We start from the raw sequence: 15414 nt of genomic DNA on the forward strand, positions 1-15414 counted from the left end.
TGATATAATAATGTGTAAAATTACCATTCTGATGGTAATGGAAAAAGGCTGAAAACTGATGAAAGCGAGGGGCAGGAATGAATGATTGAAACCAGTCAGAAACAAGAGCGTGTTATCCTTGTCGGAGTAGAACTGCCGGACAGTGACAATTTTGAGATGTCCATGAAAGAGCTGGCCAGTCTCGCGCAGACAGCAGGAGCTGAGGTCATTCATTCCTATTCCCAAAAAAGAGACCGTTACGACAGTAAAAGCTTTATCGGTTCAGGAAAGCTGCAGGAAATGAAGCGGTTTATTGAAACTGATGCTGCTGATACCGTGATTGTCAATAATCAGCTGACACCCCGTCAAAATACCTATTTAGAGGCTGAGCTGGGTCTCAAGGTGATTGATCGGATGCAGCTGATTTTGGATATTTTTGCCATGCGGGCCAGAAGCCATGAGGGAAAACTTCAGGTTCATCTGGCCCAGCTCAAATATATGCTGCCGCGTCTTGTCGGACAGGGCGTCATGCTTAGCCGTCAGGCCGGCGGTATCGGCAGCCGCGGTCCCGGTGAAAGTCAGCTGGAGCTGAACCGCCGCAGTATTCGCAGACAAATCGCCGATGTTGAAAGACAGCTCAAAGCCGTGGCTAAAAATCGGGAAACCAATCGCGAGAAGCGGCTGGACTCAGAGATTTTTAAAATCGGCTTGATTGGCTATACCAATGCCGGAAAATCAACAATCATGAACATGCTGACTGATAAGAGCCAGTATGAAGCCAACGAGCTTTTTGCGACACTTGACGCAACAACCAAGCAGATTTATCTCTTTGATTGTTTTCAGGCAACCTTAACAGATACCGTTGGTTTTATTCAGGATTTGCCAACTGAACTTGTCGCAGCTTTTAAATCAACGCTGGAAGAGAGCCGTCAGGTTGATTTGCTGCTGCATATTATTGACGCCAGCGATCCTAACCATGAGGATCATGAGCAGGTTGTTCTGGATATCCTGTCTGAGCTTGGCATGTCAGCGATTCCGCGGCTAGTGGTTTATAATAAAATGGACAAGGTCACAAACTTTGCGGCCAGCCAGTATCCTTATGTCAGCCTTTCGGCTAAATCTCAGGAAGGAGCTTTGATTTTACGTCAGGCTATTGTGGAGAAAATAAAGACGATGTTTGTGCCCTTCACTCTTAAGATAAATCAGGAAAATGCCTACAAACTCTATGATCTAAGCCGTATAGCTCTGCTTGATTCTTACGATGTCGATCGGGATGGCCAAGAGATTACAGGCTATATTGCAGAAAAAAACAAGTGGAGGCTGGAACCATTTTATGTTGAACTATCTTGACTTAGCTCTTAAGTATGGCGGGTTCACCAGCTTGGACAAGGTTTATTTAGAAAATAAACTGGCGTCTCTGTCTCATGCAGATAAGCTGGCCTTTATCACACCGCCGCCGAGTGTTATTAATGCCTATTTTGCCGAGATTTATCAAAAGCAATCGCCTAAGGCGGCAACAGATTATTATTTTGATTTGAGTCAAAAGCTGCAGCTGCTGACCGACAGGCCTTCCTTTGACGAGCATAAGCCCTTTGTCCGCCTTAATCTGTCCGGAAAATCCTATGGCTTTGCCTATGAAAATAAAGAGGAAGTCGCTCAGGTTTTCAGCGAGGCAGACGAGCCGATTACTGACGGTCTTTTATTTGAATTGGCTCAGATTTTTCCGCAGTATAAGGTTTTTGCGGATGGTCAGATCATAAAAATGAAACCTTTGACATTTGACGAAAGTGAGAGTGAGACCGTCCAAAACAGTTCAGCCCTGCTCACTGACATTAAGAAATTAAAAGACGGAACCGTTAAAATTTCCGGTTTTAATCAGGAAGAAATCATGGAAGTGGCTAAGGCCTATCAAGGTCAGCGCTACTACAGCTATGCTCAGCGTCAGGCTGTGCTTTACATTGTTAAAGATTAACCAGTATAGAAAAGTATAAACAGAAAGTATAGTAAGTATGGAAATTCAATTTTTAGGAACTGGTGCCGGCCAACCGGCCAAAGCCAGGAATGTATCAAGTCTTGTTTTAAAACTTTTGGATGAAATCAATGAAATTTGGATGTTTGACTGCGGGGAAGGAACGCAGCGTCAAATTTTAGAAACAACGATTAAACCTCGTAAAATCAGAAAGATTTTTATTACCCACCTGCATGGTGATCATGTATTTGGTCTGCCGGGCTTTTTATCAAGCCGCGCCTTTCAGGCTAATGAAGAGCAGACAGATATCGATATTTACGGCCCTGTCGGTATCAAAGGGCTGGTAATGGGCAGTTTGCGGGCTTCAGGCGCTCATCTGCCCTACCGGATTTACTTTCATGAATTTAATGAAAAACATCTGGGAAAGATTCTTGAAACGGATAAATTCACAGTCTATGCCGAAAAATTAGACCATACTATTTTTTGTGTGGGCTACCGCGTGGTTCAAAAAGACCTGGAAGGCACGCTTGATGCTGAAAAGCTGACTGCCGCAGGAGTTCCTTTCGGTCCCCTTTTGGGCAAAATCAAAAACGGTCAGGACATTGTCTTGGAAGACGGGAGAAAAATTATTGCCAAGGATTATATTTCGGCTCCTAAAAAAGGAAAAGTCGTCACTATTTTAGGAGATACCCGCAAAACGGACGCCAGCATTCGCCTGGGCTTAGGTGCCGATGTGCTGGTCCACGAGTCGACCTATGGCAAGGGCGATGAAAAATTAGCCAGGCGTCACGGCCACTCTACCAATATGGAAGCAGCTAAAGTGGCCAAAGCTGCTTCGGCCAAGAAACTGCTGCTCAATCACATCAGTGCCCGTTTTCTGTCGCGGGACATCAGCAAGATGCGCAGCGATGCTCAGGAAATTTTTGAAGATGTCCATGTTGTCAGGGACTTAGAAGAAGTAAAACTATGAAGGAACGTATTATTGTAATCACCGGAGCGTCCGGAGGAATTGCTGAGGCGATGATTAAACGTCTTCCGCAGACTGCCCGGCTTATTTTACTCGGCCGTAGCAAGGAAAAATTGGAAGCCATGTATGCCCATCGCAGACCAGTGACCTGTTTTTCAGTTGACATCACAGATGATGAGGCTCTAAAGGCGATGGTTGATACTATTTATCAGCAATTTGGCCGCATTGATATTTTCATCAACAATGCCGGCTTTGGTGAATTTAAGGATTTTGATCAATTCTCAAACAGTGACATTCGGGAAATGTTTGATGTTAACACTTTGGCGACCATCAATTTTTCACGCCTTGTCGGCCAAAGAATGGCTGAAGCGGGTGCAGGCCATATTGTCAATATTGCCAGCATGGCTGGCCTGATTGCGACGAGCAAGTCAACGATTTACTCAGCCACCAAATTTGCCGTTATCGGTTTTTCCAATGCTCTGCGCTTGGAACTGGCAGACAAGGGCGTTTATGTGACGACTGTCAATCCCGGCCCGATTGCGACTAAATTTTTTGATCAGGCCGATCCCAGCGGTGCGTATTTGAAAAGTGTCGAAGAATTTACCCTGCAGCCGAGCGATGTCGCAAAGAAAATCATTGCGCTTTTAGGGAAAAACAAGCGAGAACTCAACCTGCCTTGGACGCTAAAAGCAGCACACAAGGCCTATACCCTTTTTCCAAGATTATCGGATTTTTTGGCCAGAAAGGTATTTAATTATAAATGATTACATCCAAATTTGATTGGAAAATAAAGCAGGAAAAGCCAGATGATGGCTTTTTTGAACTGATTAAAAAAGAAAAACTCAGTCAAGCGGCTGCTCAAATTCTATACGGGCGCGGCCTTAACGAAGCTGGCGCTCTCGAGCAGTTTTTGCACCCTGATTTGTCACAGCTTCACGACCCTTATCTGTTAAATGATATGGACAAAGCGGTTGAGCGAATTCGCCGAGCTATTGAAGCTGATGAAGCTATTTTAATTTACGGCGATTATGATGCTGACGGTATGACATCCAGCTCTATTGTCAAAGAGGCCCTAGAGATGATGGGAGCAGAATGTCTGGTCTATCTTCCCAACCGCTTTACGGATGGCTATGGTCCAAATCAGAGTGTCTATCAGTATTTCATTGAACAGCAGGCTGTGTCTCTGATTATTACGGTAGATAATGGGGTTGCTGGCAAAGAGGCGATTGCCTATGCACAGGAAAAGGGCGTTGATGTCATTGTGACAGATCATCACAGCATGCCCCAAGAGCTGCCGGATGCTTATGCCATTGTTCACCCTGAACATCCTGGGGCAGCCTATCCTTTTAAATATTTGGCGGGCTGCGGTGTTGCCTTTAAACTGGCCTGTGCTCTTTTAGAGTCGGTTCCTGTGGAAATGCTGGATTTAGTAGCTATCGGAACAATTGCTGATATGGTTTCTCTGACAGATGAAAACCGTGTCATGGTCAAATACGGCCTGGAAATGCTTAAGCAGACAGAGCGTATTGGCCTACAGGAATTGCTGGATCTCTCAGGTGTTCAGGCAGACAGTATTAGCGAGGAGACCATCGGTTTCAAAGTGGCTCCGCAGCTCAATGCTCTAGGCCGTTTGGATGATCCCAATCCTGCTGTAGAGCTGCTGACGGGCTTTGATGAAGAGGAAGCTCGTACGATTGCGGCCATGATTAATGACAAAAACGAGGAACGCAAGGCCATCGTTCAGACGATTTTTGATGAAGCCATGGCCATGGTAGACACAGCAAAACCTGCTCAGGTTTTAGCCAAGGAAGGCTGGCATGCAGGTGTTCTGGGCATTGTCGCAGGACGTATCATGGAAGAAATTAACCAGCCGGTGATTGTCCTCAACATTGAAAACGGCCTGGCTAAAGGCAGCGCTCGCAGCGTGAGCACGGTCAATATTTTTGCTGCTTTGAATGAGCACAGAGACTTATTTACAGCCTTTGGCGGGCACAGCGGTGCGGCCGGCATGACTCTGGAAGCCGACAGGCTGGAACAACTGGAACAAGTCCTCGTGTCCTACATTGAAGAGCACCATATCGACCTCTCTCAAAAGAACCCGTTGATTATTGATGCCGAGCTTCCTTTGTCACAGCTGAGCTTTGAAACCGTCAAAGGTTTGGAAAAGCTGGCGCCTTTTGGCATGGACAATGATAAGCCTGTTTTTCTGATAAAGGATTTTAAGGTGAAGCAGGCCAGAACCATGGGGCAAAACGGTGCTCATCTCAAGCTTCGTCTTGCTCAGGAAGCTTCTGAATTTGACCTGATTGCTTTTAATCAGGGAGCTCTGGCTCAGGAATTTCAGCAGGCTCAGCATTTAGAATTGGCCGTGACCTTATCTGTCAATCAGTGGAACGGCAATACCAGTCTTCAGCTCATGCTGGTAGATGCAAGGGTTGAGGGTATTCAGCTAATCGATATTCGCTCGCGCAGCAGCGCACTGCCTCAAGCAGTGCCTATCTTGGATGATAAAACGGCTAGTAAGGCCGTGGTCCTACTGGAAGTGCCTGAAAAGGAAGAGGACCTTCTGGCGCTTTTTGAAAACCGTGATTTTGAAGCGATCTATTTCAAAAATATCATCAAGCAGCGCTATTATTTGACAGGTTACGGAACGCGCGAGCAGTTTGCCAAGCTCTATAAAACCATCTACCAGTATCCTGAATTTGATATCCGCTATAAGCTGAAAGAGCTGAGCCGTTACCTCAATATCCCTGACATTCTTCTCGTCAAGATGATTCAGATTTTTGATGAATTGGATTTTGTTAGCATTAATGATGGGGTCATGACAGTTAATAAGGATGCGCAAAAACGGGAGATTTCTGAAAGCCGCATTTATCAGGAGTTAAAAAGGCTTGTGAAATTTCAAGAGTTAATGGCTCTGGGCACACCGCAGGAAATCTATGATTACCTGACTTCGAAAAAGCAAAAGTAACAGGTTGTAGACAAACTCTCAGCAGTTCTTTGCTGCTGAGAGTTTTAGGTAACCATCAGAAAATTAATTGTATGTATTCCAATAAGTCTTGATAGTAATATTTTCTAAAATGACTAATTCATGCTATAATAAAGAGTAAAAGATTTTTTGGCAGATTGCCCTAGAAAGTAAGGAAATGGATTTAAAAGATTACATTGCAACCATTGAGAACTATCCGGAAGACGGGATTCTCTTTCGTGATATCAGCCCTTTGATGGCTAATGGAAATGCCTACAGCTATGCTGTCCGCGAAATTGTTCAGTATGCGACAGACAAAAAGATTGATATGATTGTCGGTCCGGAAGCGCGCGGCTTTATTGTTGGCTGCCCGGTGGCTTATGAGCTGGGTGTTGGTTTTGCTCCGGTCCGCAAGCCCGGAAAACTCCCGCGCGAAGTGATTGAAGCTAATTACGAAAAAGAATACGGTATTGATACTCTGACCATGCATGCGGATGCTATCAAACCTGGACAGCGCGTGCTGATTGTTGACGATCTTTTGGCAACTGGCGGAACCGTTAAAGCAACGATTGAAATGATTGAAAGACTGGGAGGAATTGTTGCCGGCTGTGCTTTTCTGATTGAGCTTGATGAACTTGAAGGCCGCAAGGCTATCGGCGATTATGATTATAAGGTGCTCATTCACTATTAAGGCTGACTTATAGCTGTTTGCTATATCTAACTAGAGAAATTATATATTTGAAAACTATATCTCCCTGCTTTATAATATTAGAATAGATATTGTAGAAATGGGGATATTTTCATGCCAATTACTCTTGATAAAAAATTACCTGCGGTGGATATTCTAAAGTCCGAAAATATCTTCGTCATGGATAATAAAAGGGCTATTCATCAGGATATTCGGCCAATGAGCATTCTGATTTTGAATCTGATGCCGACCAAGGTGGCAACGGAAACTCAGCTGCTGAGGCTCTTAGCCAATACTCCCTTGCAGATGAGCGTGGACTTTTTATACATGGCCAGCCACCATTCGAAAAATACGCAGGCTGAGCACATGAAGACTTTTTATAAGACTTTGGAAGACATTAAAGGCAACTTTTATGATGGGCTGATTATCACCGGTGCACCGGTGGAGACGATGCCTTTTGAGGAAGTTGATTACTGGGAGGAGCTCTGTCAGGTTTTTCAGTGGTCTAAGACCCATGTCTATTCAACCCTGCATCTTTGCTGGGGGGCTCAGGCCGCTCTTTATTACCGCTATGGTATTGACAAATCTGAAATGGCTGAGAAGCTCTCAGGTATTTATTGGCAGAAGGTAGAAAAACCAAACAGTCCTTTGATGAGAGGCTTTGATGACTGTTTTCTCGCTCCGCATTCTCGTCATACAGAGGTTCTCTTAAAAGATGTTGTCAATAAGACAAATCTTGAAGTGATTGCCAGCGGTGAGGAAGTAGGCTTGTCCATTTTGTCCAGCCGCGACATGCGGGAAATTTATAGTTTTGGCCATCTGGAATATGACCGGGAAACCTTGGGCAATGAGTACAAACGCGATCTTAAAGCTGGTAAAAAACCTAATATTCCAAGCAACTATTACCGAGATGACAATCCTGAATCTTATCCGGAAATGCGCTGGAATCTTGCTGCGGCAACATTCTTCAGTAATTGGATTAATTATGCAGTCTATCAAGAAACGCCTTATCGCTTAGAGGAGTTAGAAAATACTGTTTCATTTTATGGCTATCTGTAAGGAGGTCCTATGAGCTTTTTGCAACATTATAAGTCAGGGAACTTGGTTTTGCCCAGTGCCTTGCTTTTTCATTACAAAGATATTTTCAGCAGCACGGATGACTTTTTGGTCTGGCAGTTTTTCTATCTTCAAAATACGACAAATATGGAAGAAATTGCTACCAGCCAAATCGCTGCAGCTGTTGGAAAGACTGTGGCTCAGGTTAACCGCTGTGTCTCAAATCTGATCAGCCAGGAACTTTTAGCCATGAAAACGATTGAGCTGGACGGTGAGAGTGAAGTCATTTTTGATGCAACCTTGGCTCTTAAAAAACTGGATGACCTGCTGGAGCAGCCCAAAGAGAGCAAAGGTCAGCCTGAAGCGAATGCTGACAGCAGCAATGCTCTCAAAGATTTAGTTGAGGATTTTGAAAGAGAACTGGGACGGCTGCTCAGTCCTTTTGAGCTGGAAGACTTGGAAAAGACAGTTGCAGATGATAAAACAGACCCTGACCTTGTTCGGGCGGCCTTGCGGGAGGCTGTGTTTAACGGTAAGACCAATTGGAATTACATTCAGGCTATTTTGAGAAATTGGCGCCGGGAGGGGATTACGACCCTGCGTCAGGTTGAAGAAAGACGGCAGGAACGTGAAGAAGCCAACCCAGCTAATGTGACGGTTTCGGACGATTTTCTGTCTGCCATGAATTTATGGAGTGATTCGGATGGAAGATAATAAGAAGGGTATCAGCCTTTCTGAGCGTTTACAGGAAATTGCGGGCTTTGTACCTCAGGGTGCAAGGCTTCTTGACGTTGGAAGCGATCATGCCTATCTGCCGCTCTATCTGCTGGAAAAAGGCTGGATTGACTATGCCATAGCCGGTGAGGTGGCCAAAGGTCCTTACAGTTCAGCTGCAGAAAATGTGGATCAAGCTGGTTTATCAGAACGCGTGGATGTCCGTCTGGCAGATGGCTTAGCGGCTTTTACGGCAGTAGATAAAATTGATGTGATTACGATTTGCGGTATGGGCGGACGTTTGATTGCAGAAATTTTAGAAGCAGGCAAGGCTAAGCTGGCTTTAGTAGAGCAGCTGATTTTGCAGCCCAACAACTGCGAGGATGAGCTGCGCCTTTGGCTGATGGCCAATGGTTTTGCTATCACTGCTGAAAAGATGGTGGCCGATAAGCAAAAATACTATGAAATATTAGTTGCTGAGAAGGGCCAGATGACTTTGTCAGATTTGGATTTGCGCTTTGGGCCCTGCCTGCGTCAGGAACTGTCAGCTGTTTTTAAAGCACGATGGCAAAAAGAACTGTCTAAATTAGAGCAGGCCCTGATGAAAATTCCTGAGACAAATGAACAGGATCGGCAGGCTGTAAAGGCAAAAATAAGTCAGATTAAGGAGGTGCTGCATGAAAGCACAGCAGATTATTGAACGTTATGAAGCTTACTGTCCGCAGGAGCTGTCCCTTGAAGGCGATATTTCTGGACTGCAAATCGGCACTCTGGATAAGGACGTTAAACGCATCATGCTGGCGCTTGATGTGCGCGAACGAACAGTCGCTGAAGCCATCGAACACAAGGTTGATCTGATCATTGTTAAGCATGCGCCGATCTTTCGGCCGCTAAAAGATTTGACAGCGACTGCGCAAAATCAGCTTTATATTGATTTAATCAAGCATGACATCGCCGTCTACGTCAGTCATACCAATATTGATATTGTCCCTGACGGGCTAAACGACTGGTTTTGTGATTTGCTGGAAGTTTCCAATCGTGAGGTCCTAAGTTTTAGCAAGGATGGCTACGGTATTGGACGCGTCGGGGATATTGCCCCGCTTCCTTTTGAAGATCTGGCAAGGAAAGTTAAACAGATTTTTCATTTGGACAGTATTCGTCTGGTATCTTACGGCAAGGCTAATCCGCTTATATCGCGCTTAGCTATTTGCGGCGGCAGCGGTCAGAGTTTTTATCAGGATGCTCTGGCTAAGGGGGCTCAGGTCTATATCACCGGCGATATCTATTACCATACAGCTCAGGACATGCTGACAAACGGCCTGTTGGCCTTGGATCCCGGTCATCATATTGAGGTGCTTTTTGCTGACAAACTGGCTGCCAAATTTGAAGCGTGGAAGTCTGAAAATGACTGGGATATTGAGATTTTGACAAGTCAGGCCAATACGAATCCTTTCTATCATTTGTAGGATTCTGCTGATGACAGGATTAGGTCTGAAGCAAAGCTAAGGAATGAGGAAATTTGATGAAAAAAGCTGCTATCATCGGCGCAGGGATTGTTGGGTCAACTGCTGCCTACTACCTGTCTAAGGAAAAAGATATATCGGTAACTGTCTTTGATCAAGGGATTGGTCAGGCTACCAAGGCAGCTGCAGGCATCATCTGTCCTTGGTTTTCAAAGCGCCGCAATAAGGCCTGGTACCGTTTGGCCCGTCTGGGTGCAGATTTTTATCAAACCTTAGTGGCTGATTTACAAGGGGATGCCTATGAAGCTGACTTTTATGATCAGGCGGGGGTCTTCTTGCTTAAGAAAAATGAAGCTAAGCTAGAAGAGCTCTATCATATCGGAAAAGAGCGGCAAAAAGAATCAGCCTTAATTGGCCAGCTGCAAATGCGAAAGCGGGCAGAGCTTGATGAAGACTTAGCCGATTTGACTGGTTTTAACAGCTTGCTTTATGCTTCCGGAGCCGCTCGGGTTGATGGAGCTAAACTGACACAGACTCTCCTTGAGGCCAGCCAGGCTGAACTCATCAGCAAAGAAGTTTTCTTAAAAGTCAGAGCTGATGGCTGTTATGATGTTGACGGCAGGACTTTTGATGCCGTTTTACTTGCCTGCGGTGCTTGGCTGCCGCAAATTCTGGAGCCGCTGGGCTATAAAACGGACGTCAGACCGCAAAAGGGACAGCTGAGAGATTTCTTTTTTAAGGATTTAAAAACTGGACACTATCCGGTTATTATGCCGGAAGGGGAACTGGATATTATTCCTTTTGCCGGCGGCAAGGTCAGCATAGGTGCTACCCATGAGAACGATCAGGGATTTGATTTAAGAATTGACAGCGGTCGTTTAGATGCATTGGAAAAAGAAGCGCAGGCCTATTTCCCTAAATTAAAAGCTGCTGCTTCAACAGGCGCCCGTGTCGGAATACGTGCCTACACCAGTGACTTTTCTCCATTTTTTGGAGAGGTGTCCGGGCTGCCAAATGTCTATGCAGCAAGCGGTCTGGGGTCGTCGGGATTGACGACAGGTCCTCTCATAGCCTATCAGCTGGTCAAAATGCTGACTGGCAAGCCTCTAGATCTGCCGGCTGACGATTACAGTCCCAGCAAGTATGTGATTAAGGGTGGTTAGTGACACCGCTAACAAAAAGTGATAAAATGTAAGATGATTAAATATAAAGAGGAGACCTAGAATGAAGGGTATTATTCTTGCAGGGGGTTCTGGAACACGCCTGTATCCACTGACTCGCGCTGCTTCAAAACAACTCATGCCGGTTTATGATAAACCAATGATTTACTATCCGCTTTCAACTCTGATGCTGGCGGGAATCAAAGACATTTTGATCATCTCAACGCCGCAGGATCTGCCGCGTTTTGAAGAGCTGCTTCAGGACGGCTCGGAATTTGGCATTAAGCTTTCCTATGCTGAGCAGCCAAGTCCGGACGGTCTCGCCCAAGCCTTTATTATTGGGGAAGAATTTATCGGCGATGATAATGTGGCCCTTATTTTAGGAGACAATATTTACTACGGTCCTGGCCTCAGCCGCATGCTGCAAAAGGCTGCCAGCAAGGAAAAGGGAGCAACAGTCTTTGGTTATCAGGTCAAAGATCCTGAACGTTTTGGTGTTGTCGAATTTGATGAGAATATGAATGCCATTTCAATCGAAGAAAAGCCAGAACATCCTAAGTCTCACTATGCTGTCACAGGCCTTTACTTCTATGATAATGATGTCATTGAGATTGCTAAAAATATCAAACCAAGTCCTCGCGGTGAATTGGAAATTACCGATGTCAACAAGGCTTATCTTGACCGCGGCGATCTCTCTGTTGAGGTCATGGAGCGCGGATTTGCCTGGTTAGACACAGGAACCCATGAAAGCTTGCTGGAAGCTGCCCAGTACATTGAAACCGTGCAGCGCATGCAAAATCTGCAAGTCGCTAACTTGGAAGAAATTGCCTATCGCATGGGCTACATCACCAAGGAACAGGTTCGCGAGCTGGCTCAGCCTCTTAAGAAAAATGAATACGGACAATACCTGCTCCGTTTGATTGGAGAAGCCTAATGACTGAACAATTTTTTGAAAAAGAATTAGCTGCTCGCACCATTGATGCCATTCCCGGCATGATTGAGTTTGACATTCCCGTTCACGGAGACAGCCGCGGCTGGTTTAAGGAAAATTTCCAAAAAGAAAAAATGGTGCCGCTCGGTTTCCCAGAAAGCTTTTTTGAAGAGGGCAAACTGCAAAATAACATTTCCTTCTCACGTAAGAATGTGCTGCGCGGTCTTCATGCTGAACCTTGGGATAAGTATATTTCAGTCGCTGATGAAGGAAAGGTTCTCGGCTCTTGGGTTGATTTGCGTGAGGGAGACAGTTTCGGACATGTTTATCAAACCATCATTGATGCCTCCAAAGGAATTTTTGTTCCTCGCGGCGTTGCTAATGGTTTTCAGGTGTTATCTGACAAGGTAGCCTACACCTATCTGGTCAATGACTACTGGGCCTTAGAGCTCAAGCCAAAATACGCCTTTGTTAACTATGCAGATCCAAGTCTCGGCATCACATGGGAAAATCTGAAAGAAGCAGAAGTCTCAGAAGCTGACAAAAACCATCCATTGCTTAAAGATGTTAAACCATTAAAGAAAGAAGACCTATAAGAAGGCAAGCATAAGCGAGCCGCAAAAGATGTTTGGCGCAGCGGTGAAAAAGGCCGGCATATTTCCGGTCTTCTCGGAACTGTTGAGCTTTTGGCTCAACGTCTGGACATGAATTTCCATGGATGCTGAAATCATCCACTGGATAATTTGCCCCACCGTCCCTACCGCCTCAGTCAAACACAAAAAAAGACATTTTCGGAGAAAACATGACAGAATATAAAAACATTATCGTAACCGGCGGTGCTGGTTTCATCGGTTCCAATTTCGTACACTATGTTTATCACAACCACCCAGATGTCCATGTGACAGTCCTCGACAAGCTCACTTATGCGGGCAACCGTGCTAATTTAGAGGAAATTCTAGGTGACCGTGTTGAGTTAGTTGTAGGCGATATTGCAGACGGCGAATTGGTTGATCAATTGGCGTCCAAGGCGGATGCCATTGTCCACTATGCGGCTGAAAGCCACAATGACAATTCCCTCAAAGACCCGTCACCATTTATCTATACGAACTTTGTCGGAACCTACACTTTGTTGGAAGCTGCCCGTAAATATGACCTTCGTTTCCACCATGTATCAACTGACGAAGTTTATGGAGATCTCCCGCTGCGTGAAGATTTGCCGGGTCATGGTGAAGGCGAAGGAGAAAAGTTCACGCCCGAAACCAAGTACAACCCATCATCGCCTTACTCATCAACCAAGGCCGCTTCAGACCTTATCGTTAAAGCTTGGGTGCGTTCTTTCGGTGTTAAGGCAACCATTTCCAACTGTTCAAACAACTACGGACCTTACCAGCACATCGAAAAATTCATTCCGCGCCAAATCACCAACATCCTGTCAGGCATCAAACCAAAACTCTACGGTGACGGAAAGAATGTCCGTGACTGGATTCATACTAACGACCACTCAACCGGCGTCTGGGCTATTCTCACTAAGGGCCGTATCGGTGAAACCTACCTCATCGGCGCTGATGGTGAAAAGAATAACAAGGAAGTGCTTGAACTCATTCTTGAAAAGATGGGGCAGCCTAAAGATGCCTATGATCATGTGACAGACCGTGCGGGGCACGATCTGCGCTATGCCATTGATTCGACAAAATTGCATGAAGAGCTTGGCTGGAAACCGCAGTTTACCAACTTTGAAGAAGGCCTAGAAGATACCATTAAATGGTACACTGAGCATGAAGACTGGTGGAAAGCTGAAAAAGAAGCCGTTGAGGCTAACTACGCTAAGACTCAAAAAGTGATTAACTAAAAACAGCTGCCGGTCTTTCTCACCAAGCAGCATCAGTCATCCTTGTTGCATCTATGCTTGATAGATGTAACAAGGATTTTTATATTCAAGTTAACTAAAAACGTACCGAAATTTGGCACGTTTTGCTCTTCTTATTTACCGCCGAAAAGTCCTTTGACTTTGTCAGCAAGACCATCAAGCCCCTTGCCGCCGTCAAGAAGGGCCTTAGCCTGATCAAAATAGTCTCCCAAATCGTTTTTGTGCTGATCAATGAAATCCTGAGCAGCAGAGAAGTCTTGTTTTTCAACCAGTTCTTTGACGTGGTTAAACAGTTCAGTTGGGTTCATAGGTTTACCTCATTTCTTTTTCTCTATTAAACCATAAAAGGTGTGAATTTGGAAGTCCCTTTCTTATTTTTGTGCCAGCTGCAGCAAAAAATCATGGCTTTGCAGCTGCTCGCTAGGATCCAGCATGTTTTTAAGATTGATTTCATAGATGGAAGTAGCATTTGGATTGAGCAGCTTAAGGACAGCTTTCCAGTTGATTTTTCCTTGTCCTACAGGCAGGCTGTCGTGTGTCTTGCCCATAGAATCCACTAAATGATAATGGACGATATGGTCTTTCAAAGTTTTCAGTGAAGCAAGGAGTTTGCGATTGCTGCCCTGCATTTTGATAAAGGCGTGTGAGACATCGTAGGCCAGCCGGTAATTTTTGGCAAATAGCAGAGCATCATAAGCAGGATCACCAAAGTAAAAGAGGGGAGAGATGGAATTTTCAAACATGATGTGGCCTCGGCCCAGCTCTGAAAACTTGTCCAGCTGGTCAAAAAGGTATTGATTGGCAGCTTCCCAGCTGCCGTAATAGGCCATCAAAGCTTGATTTCGCATTTCATAAGAACCGTGAAGCAGAACCTGAATATGATGGTCAAATGCCAGCTGCAGCAGGTCATGGGTTGATTTTTCCAAGAAATAAAAGGTCTTAGGAAAGAGCTCTTTAGGTACAATCATCTCCAGAAAATCACCTTGGAAAGTCATCGGCTGATGGAGAATAATTTTGTCTGTAGCGCGCTCCTTAACTTCTTGAATGGCCTCGCCTAGACGCTTGAGCCCGTCTTTTGAAAAATCAGTTTGGTCAGTATAAAATTCAAGAACCTCTGGCTGATGAATCAGGCGGCTGTTTAATTGTTCAGGGTCGCTGCTGGTTTTTAAACCTAATTTTGGCACCATATCATCACTCTTTCTCATTTTTAAAGGCCATACAGACCACTTCAGGGACTTTAAAATCATGGCTGAGCTCTGTCAGCTGTCCTGTTTGCCCGTCACGCTTAAAAATGGTAATATTGTCGGAATCTTGATGGCCGACAATGAGGTGACGGTTATCCGGTGTGAGATTAAAGTCACGCGGCTGTCTGCCTGCCGTTGAGATGATTTGCAGGCTCTCTAAATTACCCTCATCAGTGACCTTAAAGACTGCGATGGAGTCGTGTCCGCGGTTGCTGGCATAGACAAATTTGCCATCTGAACTGATGCGAATAGCAGCACAGGCATTTTCACCCCTGTAGGCTTGAACCGCACCCCAAAAGTTAGACGTAAAATCTAACGATTGGGGTGCTATTTTTATGAAATTAAGCTATGAAAGCAAGATTCAAATCTATGAGTTACGACAAATCGGAGAGTCAATTAAATCCTTAT

Annotated in this window: 16 protein-coding genes and 1 pseudogene; 14 read left to right on the forward strand and 3 right to left on the reverse strand. The window is 45.1% G+C overall.

Going from position 1 to position 15414, the window contains the following annotated elements:
- Positions 1-81 precede the first annotated feature (81 nt).
- The 14 genes from hflX to rfbB all read left to right on the forward strand — a co-directional run bounded on the left by hflX (position 82) and on the right by rfbB (position 13744).
- Positions 82-1329, forward strand: a complete 1248-nt coding sequence (gene hflX / locus BMI76_RS03580; protein WP_075346234.1) for a GTPase HflX — start codon at positions 82-84, stop codon at positions 1327-1329.
- Positions 1316-1951, forward strand: a complete 636-nt coding sequence (locus tag BMI76_RS03585; protein ID WP_180372824.1) for a cystathionine beta-lyase — start codon at positions 1316-1318, stop codon at positions 1949-1951. The genes hflX and BMI76_RS03585 overlap by 14 nt, the downstream gene beginning before the upstream one ends.
- A 37-nt stretch (positions 1952-1988) precedes the next feature.
- Positions 1989-2918: a ribonuclease Z gene (gene rnz / locus BMI76_RS03590; protein WP_075346236.1), complete on the forward strand. Its 930-nt coding sequence runs from the start codon at positions 1989-1991 to the stop codon at positions 2916-2918.
- A complete protein-coding gene (locus tag BMI76_RS03595) occupies positions 2915-3679 on the forward strand; it encodes an SDR family oxidoreductase (protein WP_075346237.1) in 765 nt (254 codons plus the stop codon). The genes rnz and BMI76_RS03595 overlap by 4 nt, the downstream gene beginning before the upstream one ends.
- On the forward strand, positions 3676-5886 hold the full coding sequence (recJ, locus tag BMI76_RS03600) for a single-stranded-DNA-specific exonuclease RecJ (RefSeq protein ID WP_075346238.1): 2211 nt from the start codon (positions 3676-3678) through the stop codon (positions 5884-5886). The genes BMI76_RS03595 and recJ overlap by 4 nt, the downstream gene beginning before the upstream one ends.
- A gap of 175 nt (positions 5887-6061) precedes the next feature.
- A complete protein-coding gene (locus BMI76_RS03605; protein ID WP_075346239.1) occupies positions 6062-6574 on the forward strand; it encodes an adenine phosphoribosyltransferase in 513 nt (170 codons plus the stop codon).
- Between the two features lie 111 nt (positions 6575-6685).
- Positions 6686-7630 carry a homoserine O-succinyltransferase gene (gene metA, locus BMI76_RS03610; RefSeq protein ID WP_075346240.1) on the forward strand — a complete coding sequence of 315 codons (945 nt, stop codon included), beginning with the start codon at positions 6686-6688 and terminating at the stop codon, positions 7628-7630.
- 9 nt (positions 7631-7639) lie between these two features.
- Complete coding sequence (locus BMI76_RS03615) at positions 7640-8341, forward strand: DnaD domain-containing protein (protein WP_075346241.1); 702 nt, start codon at positions 7640-7642, stop codon at positions 8339-8341.
- On the forward strand, positions 8331-9041 hold the full coding sequence (locus BMI76_RS03620; RefSeq protein ID WP_075346242.1) for a tRNA (adenine(22)-N(1))-methyltransferase TrmK: 711 nt from the start codon (positions 8331-8333) through the stop codon (positions 9039-9041). The genes BMI76_RS03615 and BMI76_RS03620 overlap by 11 nt, the downstream gene beginning before the upstream one ends.
- Entirely contained in the window at positions 9019-9807 is a 789-nt protein-coding gene (locus BMI76_RS03625; protein ID WP_075346243.1) for a Nif3-like dinuclear metal center hexameric protein, read from the forward strand. Before BMI76_RS03620 ends, BMI76_RS03625 begins: the two co-directional genes overlap by 23 nt.
- A 56-nt stretch (positions 9808-9863) precedes the next feature.
- A complete protein-coding gene (locus BMI76_RS03630) occupies positions 9864-10967 on the forward strand; it encodes an FAD-binding oxidoreductase (protein WP_075346244.1) in 1104 nt (367 codons plus the stop codon).
- Positions 10968-11028: 61 nt separating this feature from the next.
- Positions 11029-11898: a glucose-1-phosphate thymidylyltransferase RfbA gene (rfbA, locus tag BMI76_RS03635; protein WP_075346245.1), complete on the forward strand. Its 870-nt coding sequence runs from the start codon at positions 11029-11031 to the stop codon at positions 11896-11898.
- Positions 11898-12491, forward strand: a complete 594-nt coding sequence (locus tag BMI76_RS03640; RefSeq protein WP_075346246.1) for a dTDP-4-dehydrorhamnose 3,5-epimerase family protein — start codon at positions 11898-11900, stop codon at positions 12489-12491. Before rfbA ends, BMI76_RS03640 begins: the two co-directional genes overlap by 1 nt.
- A 206-nt stretch (positions 12492-12697) precedes the next feature.
- The gene (gene rfbB / locus BMI76_RS03645) at positions 12698-13744 is read left to right on the forward strand and encodes a dTDP-glucose 4,6-dehydratase (protein WP_075346247.1); all 1047 of its coding nucleotides are present in this window, start codon (positions 12698-12700) and stop codon (positions 13742-13744) included.
- Positions 13745-13875: 131 nt separating this feature from the next.
- Here rfbB and BMI76_RS03650 read toward each other — a convergent pair whose 3' ends face one another.
- The 3 genes and pseudogenes from BMI76_RS03650 to BMI76_RS03660 form a co-directional block, all read right to left on the reverse strand.
- Complete coding sequence (locus tag BMI76_RS03650) at positions 13876-14070, reverse strand: hypothetical protein (protein ID WP_027976701.1); 195 nt, start codon at positions 14068-14070, stop codon at positions 13876-13878.
- Positions 14071-14133: 63 nt separating this feature from the next.
- Complete coding sequence (locus BMI76_RS03655) at positions 14134-14949, reverse strand: sugar phosphate isomerase/epimerase (protein WP_083623642.1); 816 nt, start codon at positions 14947-14949, stop codon at positions 14134-14136.
- A 4-nt stretch (positions 14950-14953) separates the two neighbouring features.
- Positions 14954-15271 (reverse strand): annotated as a pseudogene (locus BMI76_RS03660) (lactonase family protein); the annotation flags it as partial.
- Positions 15272-15414 lie beyond the last annotated feature (143 nt).

The sequence above is a fragment of the Streptococcus sp. 'caviae' genome (assembly GCF_001937065.1).
Taxonomy (GTDB): Bacteria; Bacillota; Bacilli; order Lactobacillales; family Streptococcaceae; genus Streptococcus.

Bases quoted from the DNA above. Each gene is read 5' to 3' on its own strand.
- hflX (WP_075346234.1), top strand. From the start codon at position 82: ATGATTGAAACCAGTCAGAAACAAGAGCGTGTTATCCTTGTCGGAGTA.
- rnz (WP_075346236.1), top strand. From the start codon at position 1,989: ATGGAAATTCAATTTTTAGGAACTGGTGCCGGCCAACCGGCCAAAGCC.
- BMI76_RS03595 (WP_075346237.1), top strand. From the start codon at position 2,915: ATGAAGGAACGTATTATTGTAATCACCGGAGCGTCCGGAGGAATTGCT.
- recJ (WP_075346238.1), top strand. From the start codon at position 3,676: ATGATTACATCCAAATTTGATTGGAAAATAAAGCAGGAAAAGCCAGAT.
- BMI76_RS03605 (WP_075346239.1), top strand. From the start codon at position 6,062: ATGGATTTAAAAGATTACATTGCAACCATTGAGAACTATCCGGAAGAC.
- metA (WP_075346240.1), top strand. From the start codon at position 6,686: ATGCCAATTACTCTTGATAAAAAATTACCTGCGGTGGATATTCTAAAG.
- BMI76_RS03615 (WP_075346241.1), top strand. From the start codon at position 7,640: ATGAGCTTTTTGCAACATTATAAGTCAGGGAACTTGGTTTTGCCCAGT.
- BMI76_RS03620 (WP_075346242.1), top strand. From the start codon at position 8,331: ATGGAAGATAATAAGAAGGGTATCAGCCTTTCTGAGCGTTTACAGGAA.
- BMI76_RS03625 (WP_075346243.1), top strand. From the start codon at position 9,019: ATGAAAGCACAGCAGATTATTGAACGTTATGAAGCTTACTGTCCGCAG.
- BMI76_RS03630 (WP_075346244.1), top strand. From the start codon at position 9,864: ATGAAAAAAGCTGCTATCATCGGCGCAGGGATTGTTGGGTCAACTGCT.
- rfbA (WP_075346245.1), top strand. From the start codon at position 11,029: ATGAAGGGTATTATTCTTGCAGGGGGTTCTGGAACACGCCTGTATCCA.
- BMI76_RS03640 (WP_075346246.1), top strand. From the start codon at position 11,898: ATGACTGAACAATTTTTTGAAAAAGAATTAGCTGCTCGCACCATTGAT.
- rfbB (WP_075346247.1), top strand. From the start codon at position 12,698: ATGACAGAATATAAAAACATTATCGTAACCGGCGGTGCTGGTTTCATC.
- BMI76_RS03650 (WP_027976701.1), bottom strand. From the start codon at position 14,070: ATGAACCCAACTGAACTGTTTAACCACGTCAAAGAACTGGTTGAAAAA.
- BMI76_RS03655 (WP_083623642.1), bottom strand. From the start codon at position 14,949: ATGGTGCCAAAATTAGGTTTAAAAACCAGCAGCGACCCTGAACAATTA.